Origin of the sequence: Rhizobacter sp. (assembly GCA_021153565.1) — a bacterium.
Classification (GTDB): Bacteria; Pseudomonadota; Gammaproteobacteria; order Burkholderiales; family Burkholderiaceae_C; genus Albitalea.
Window position 1 is genome coordinate 1 of record JAJKJU010000008.1, and the last position, 5,827, is coordinate 5,827.

Annotated in this window: 4 protein-coding genes and 2 pseudogenes; all 6 read left to right on the forward strand. The window is 64.5% G+C overall.

Annotated elements, in window-relative coordinates; translation table 11 throughout:
- Positions 1-855: 855 nt before the first annotated feature.
- The 6 genes and pseudogenes from AC30NL_RS00805 to AC30NL_RS00830 all read left to right on the forward strand — a co-directional run bounded on the left by AC30NL_RS00805 (position 856) and on the right by AC30NL_RS00830 (position 5,627).
- A complete protein-coding gene (locus AC30NL_RS00805; protein ID WP_489462114.1) occupies positions 856-2,109 on the forward strand; it encodes a tyrosine-type recombinase/integrase in 1,254 nt (417 codons plus the stop codon).
- A gap of 388 nt (positions 2,110-2,497) precedes the next feature.
- On the forward strand, positions 2,498-2,884 hold the full coding sequence (locus AC30NL_RS00810) for a tyrosine-type recombinase/integrase (RefSeq protein ID WP_489462115.1): 387 nt from the start codon (positions 2,498-2,500) through the stop codon (positions 2,882-2,884).
- Positions 2,830-3,390: pseudogene (locus AC30NL_RS00815) on the forward strand (tyrosine-type recombinase/integrase); the annotation flags it as partial. The gene AC30NL_RS00810 and the pseudogene AC30NL_RS00815, both read left to right, overlap by 55 nt.
- A gap of 112 nt (positions 3,391-3,502) precedes the next feature.
- A pseudogene (locus AC30NL_RS00820) lies at positions 3,503-3,565 on the forward strand (hypothetical protein); the annotation flags it as partial.
- A gap of 147 nt (positions 3,566-3,712) precedes the next feature.
- Complete coding sequence (locus AC30NL_RS00825) at positions 3,713-4,678, forward strand: tyrosine-type recombinase/integrase (protein ID WP_489462116.1); 966 nt, start codon at positions 3,713-3,715, stop codon at positions 4,676-4,678.
- Complete coding sequence (locus AC30NL_RS00830) at positions 4,671-5,627, forward strand: tyrosine-type recombinase/integrase (RefSeq protein WP_489462117.1); 957 nt, start codon at positions 4,671-4,673, stop codon at positions 5,625-5,627. The genes AC30NL_RS00825 and AC30NL_RS00830 overlap by 8 nt, the downstream gene beginning before the upstream one ends.
- Positions 5,628-5,827 lie beyond the last annotated feature (200 nt).

Genomic DNA, 5,827 nt, shown 5'->3' on the forward strand with positions numbered 1-5,827 from the left:
CAAATGGGATGGTGCAACTGAGCACCGGAGATTGGTGCAACTCGGCAGGCGGTTGCACTTTTAGTTGCACCTGACCCTCGAAAATGCCCTGAAGATGGAAATTTCGGAAAATCAACAACTTAGCGATGTGATGAGTCCGTGGCGCCTGTCGGTCGCACCGATGATGGATTGGACGGATACCCAATCTAAAAGGTTGATGTGAAACGTGAATTTCCGAATCGCCAAAAGCAGTTGCACCGAATTGCACCGCCAAGCGCCAATTGCGCCGGCCGCAGCGCGCCAGTTGCACCGCCCGATGTGACCGGGCTGTGCGCGATGCGCGTCGAGCCAATAGGGGCCGGGACCGTCGCAAGACTGGCAGGCCCGGCGCATCTCCGACAGACGGTTCGATCTGTTCAGCCCATCGGCGCCTCGCTGGTGGATTCACGAGTCTCACGAGCGGCGAACGGCCCTGCTGGGGCCTGCTGGGGGAGCCCGAAACCGGTGGGATGCCCGGCTGTTCGGGCGGCGCTGAACCTGAGCCTGTTCGGTCCGTAAGGAAGGGGACCTTATGCGCGGAACGCCGAGCGCTCGCCCGCGGTCTCCGTAGCTGACTGGCGGTGAAGCTGCCGTTCGCGGAGGTTCTTGACGGCCAATTGCTGTCGTTCGCACCGGCCAGCTGAACGACAGCAGAAGACTGTCATGCAAATCTATGCATGACAGTCTCTATGCTCAGGGCGCAGCTATGCGCAGATGACCAGACGAAGGCAGTGTTGGCGTAGGCGGTTTGAGGCTCGACGCGACACCTGTTGTCCAAGATCTGAACATAGTTTTTTGTTTGCGAGTGAACTTGCGATCCCACTCTTGGAGATCGCCATGGGCACCGTTCATCGTTCTCGCCGACCCTGCAACGACCACCTTGTTGACGGGCCAATCGGACCTTACGTCGACGCGCTCAAGCAGTACCTGACCGATCGCCGGTATGCGGCGACCACGGCCGCCAGCTACTTGGGGGCCGTCGCGCATTTCGCCCGTTGGGCGCGCAGCAGGCGTCTTCGGATCAATCAGATCGGCGAAGCCTCCGTCGTGCAGTTCCTTGATGATCACCTGCCACGTTGCTGTTGCACGGGACTCACACGCCACGACAGGGGTGATCACAGTGCGGCACTGGGTCATCTGCTCGTCGTGCTCCGTGCGCGAGGCGCCATAGCCGCACCCACCATCGGCAGGACGCCGGTGTACGAAGAGTTGGTCCGCTACGACGAATACATGGCCAATGTGCGGGGCCTGATGACCAAGACGCGGAGTGCAGCGTTGCTCATCATCAGACGCTTGCTGGTTGCCCGCTTCGGCGACGGACCCGTCAACATCGCCGAGATCGAGCCCGCGATTGTCAGGCGCTTCTTTGCGCAACAAGCCGAGCTCTACAAGACGCCCGCGAGCGCCTCATTGGTGGTGACGTCGCTGCGCGGCTACTTTCGCTATCGCGCCTCGCTTGGCGACCTCGTACACCGGTTGATCGGCGCGGTGTCCTACCCCGCCAACTGGAAGCTATCCTCGCTGCCCAAGACACTGACTACCGACGAGATTGCGCGGCTGGTCGGCGCGATGGGCCAACCCGGCCGTGCCATGCGGCGCGCTGATGCCATCGTACGCTGCGCCCTAGATCTGGGCCTTCGCAGCTGTGAGGTCGCCCGGCTCCGTCTTGATGACATCGACTGGCGCGCTGGCACCATCACGCTGCGCCACACCAAGGGCCTGCGGCAGGATGTTTTGCCCCTGCCTGCGGCCACTGGCGAGGCCATCGCAGCCTACCTGAAGGACGAGCGTCCCAAGACATCCAATCGTGCCGTCTTCGTGCGCAACGTTGCACCCCGCGACGAACCCATCGGCCCTGACCTCGTGCGCAAAGCCATCCGCCAGGCATTTGGCCGTGCGGGACTGCCTTACACACGTTCGCACCTCTTGCGCCACACGATGGCCAACCGGCTCTTGGCCAGCGGCTCTTCGCTCAAGGAGGTGGCGGACATGCTTCGCCATCGCTCATTGAACACCACGATGATCTACGCCAAGCTCGACAGCCGCCACCTCGTGGAGGTCGCGCTGCCGTGGCCGGGGAGCGGATCATGAGCGCGCCCGCATCCCTGCCGAAGATGGTCGAACGCTATCTTGTTGAGCGTCACCGTCTCGGCTTTCTCGATCGGACATCATCCTGTTCGCTGCGCAGTTTTGCGCGTCACGTGCACGCCAGTGGCCTACGCGGTTCACTGACCACCGAGGTCATGGCCGAATGGGCTCGGCGCGACAGCCATGGGAGCCGTGATCCCACACCTGGGCGCGCCGGCTTAAGCATCTGCGTTCGTTCACCCGCTGGCTGCAGCAGTTCGAACCACGCACGGAGGTCCCCACCAACGCGATCTTCGGCGGTCTGCACGAGCGGCTGGCTCCGCACATCTACAGCGAGCATGAGATCGTCGATCTGCTGGCCGCCGCGCGACGGCTCCAGCCGGCGCGGGGCATGCGCGGTGTGATCTATGAGACGCTTTTCGGCCTCATCGCCTGCACGGGACTTCGTATCTCCGAGGCACTCTTTCTGCGCAATTCGGATGTCGATCTCAAGGCTGGAATGCTGAGCATTCACCAGAGCAAGTTCGGCAAGTCACGCCAAGTGCCTGTACACCCGAACACCGTTGACGCGCTGCGTCGGTATCGGAGCATGCGCGACTTGGCGGGTGAGCCTGCGACGGATGACGCCCCCTTCTTCATTGGCACTCGAGGTCGACGGCGTGGAATGCCAAGCCGGTGGACACGACAGCGGTGGGCCAGGAACTGCGCCGCTACGATCAGTACATGGAGCAAGTGCGAGGGCTTGCCCCGAAGACCCGCGAGGGCGCGCTGCGCCTAGTCGAAGCGTTGCTGCGCAGGCACTTCGGCGACGACGCCATTCGGTTCGAGGTCATCACGCCGGAGCACGTGCGCCGCTTCTTCGCCGCACAGGCCAAGAACTACAAGACGCCATCGAGCCTGGGCGTCGTGGTCTCGTCCCTGCGCGGCTACTTCCGCTGGCGCGCGTCTGTGGGGAACCGTACTCATGCACTGGTTGGCGCCCTGGCATATCCGGCGAACTGGCAGCTGGCATCGCTGCCCAAGTCGCTGGAGCCGGCAGAGGTCGAGCAACTCGAAGCCGCCCTCGGCCAGAGCGGCCCGTCGATGCTGCGCGCGGATGCCATGGTGCGCTGCGCGCTCGATCTGGGCTTGCGAAGTGGCGAGGTCGCACGCTTGAACCTGGACGACATCGACTGGGATGCCGGCACGATCACGCTACGCCGCACCAAGGGCCGGCGTGAAGATGTGATGCCCTTGCCCGAGGCAACTGGCCAAGCCATGGCCGCGTACCTGCGCAACGAACGACCCAAGACCCAGCACCGGATGGTCTTCGCCCGGCACATGACGCCGCGGGAACAGCCGATCGGGCCGGACCTCGTGCGCAAGCACCATCCGCCAGGCCTATGCGCGCGCCGGGCTGCCGCACACGCGCTCGCACCTGCTGCGTCACACGATGGCCAGCCGTCTGCTGGCCGGCGGCTCCTCGCTCAAGGAGGTGGCTGACGTGCTGCGGCACCGCTCGCTGAACACGACGCTGATTCTACGCCAAGCTCGACAGCGGCCGCCTCGTCGAAGTGGCCCTGCCTTAGCCCGGGAAGCCCGTCGCTACAACCACCGGGAGGCTGTCATGACGATCGGCCTGACAGCGCTCGTGGAGCGCTACCTCACGGAGCGTCGCACCCTGGGCTTCCAGCTGCGTTCGACCGCCTACAGCCTGCGCAGCTTGGCCGAGTACGTTCGCCGTACGCGCCACCGCGGACCCCTGACCCTGGAGGTTATGGCCCAGTGGGCACGCCTGGACACCCATGCCAGCATCGATCCCCGAACCTGGGCCAGACGGCTCAGGCACTTGCGCTCCTTCACGCGATGGATGCAGCAGTTCGAGCCGGCCACCGAAGTGCCCGACGACACGATCTTCGGACGGCTGCCTGAGCGGCAGGCACCGCACATCTACAGCCAAGAGGAAGTGCAGCAATTGCTGGCCGCAGCGCGCGAACTCGGTCCCAATCCCGGCCTTCGCGGCCTGGTCTACGAGACGCTGTTCGGCTTGATTGCCAGCTGCGGCCTGCGCCTGTCCGAGGCGTTGTCGCTGAACCTGGGTGACGTGGACCTCAGGCGCGGCCTGCTGACGATCCGACGCACGAAGTTCGCCAAGTCGCGCCAAGTGCCGCTGCATCCGAGCACGGCCAAGGTCTTGGGCCAGTACCGCTGGACGCGGGACGTGGCTGGCGCCTCTCGTGACGACGATGCGCCGTTCTTCATTGGTACACGGGGTCGCCTGTTCGGCAAGCCGATCAGCGGGCACCAGGTGGAGAACGTCTTCGCCACGCTGCGCAGCGAACTGGGTTGGGTCAACCGTGGCACGCATCACGCACCGCGCATCCATGACCTGAGGCACACCTTCGTGGTCAGGCGCATCCTGCTGTGGCAGCAGCAGGGCATCGATGTGGACGAGGCGATGCTGTCGTTGTCGACCTACATCGGGCACGCGATGGTGACCAACACCTACTGGTACCTGCAGGCGGTGCCGGAATTGATGGCGGTGGCCGCGCAGCGCTTCGAGTCCTGTATGCCGGAGCTCAGCCATGGGTGACGCGCGCACCAACTGCAAGGGCTCCCCACCAAGCTTCCCGGCGCTGGTGCAGCAGTTCTTCACCGAGTACCTCGTCGCGCAGCGCGCGCTCAGCCCACGAACAGTGGCCTGCTACCGCGACTCGATGACGCTGTTCCTCGGGTATGCAACCCAGCACCTGGGTAAGCCGCCGATGGCCATGCAGCTCATGGACATCACGCCAGAGTTGATCCTGAAGTTCCTGGCTCACCTGGAACGCGAGCGGCACAACTCGGTGCGCAGCCGCAACCTGCGGCTTACCGCCTTGCGGGCGTTCCTGAAGTTCGCCGGCCGACGCGACGTGACGGCGCTGCACGCCGTCGAGCGCGCGATGTCCGTGCCGATGAAACGATTCGAGCGACCGCTGCTGGGGCACCTGACACGGCCCGAGATGATCGCCGTGCTGGGGCAGCCTGGCACCGAATGGACGTCACAGCGCGATCATCTGCTGCTGAGCCTGCTGTACAACACCGGCGCGCGCGTGTCGGAGATCGTCGGGGTGCGCGTCGTCGATGTGGTGCTGGACGGTGCGGCGGCGATCCGCGTCTGGCTCCACGCCAACCCGCAACTGCGTGGATCGGCGGCATTGCTGCCCAATCGATCCGGGCATTCGATGACCCGCTGCAACGTGGCGCAGCGACTGGCGCTGGCGGTGAAACGGGCCTCGGTAGATCAACCGAGCCTGAAGACCAAACGTGTCTCGCCACACACCCTGAGGCACACGACCGCCATGCACCTGCTGCAAAGCGGCGTGCCGTTCAACGTGAATGCCCTGTGGCTCGGCCACGAGAGCACGAACACGACTCACCGCTACGTCGAGGCCAACCTGGAGATGAAGGAGAAGGCGTTGGCCCGACTCGAGGCGCCAGACATCAAGCTCAAGCGCTTCCGCGCCAGCGACGACTTGATGAAGTTCCTGCAGACCCTGTAACTATGCAAAGGACCGCGACCCCGAGCACGGCGGTCGATACAGTGGACGGCCGTGCCGGGCGTTGCGGATCTACGCCTAGTTGAGTCCTATGCATAGTGCAGTGCAGAGAGTCTTTAGTCTGGCGGACGCGGCGCCCCGGTCTCCGCTGACGGCACGGCGTGACCGCCGCGGCCGGTAGGCTAAAGATCCCGTTGCACTGA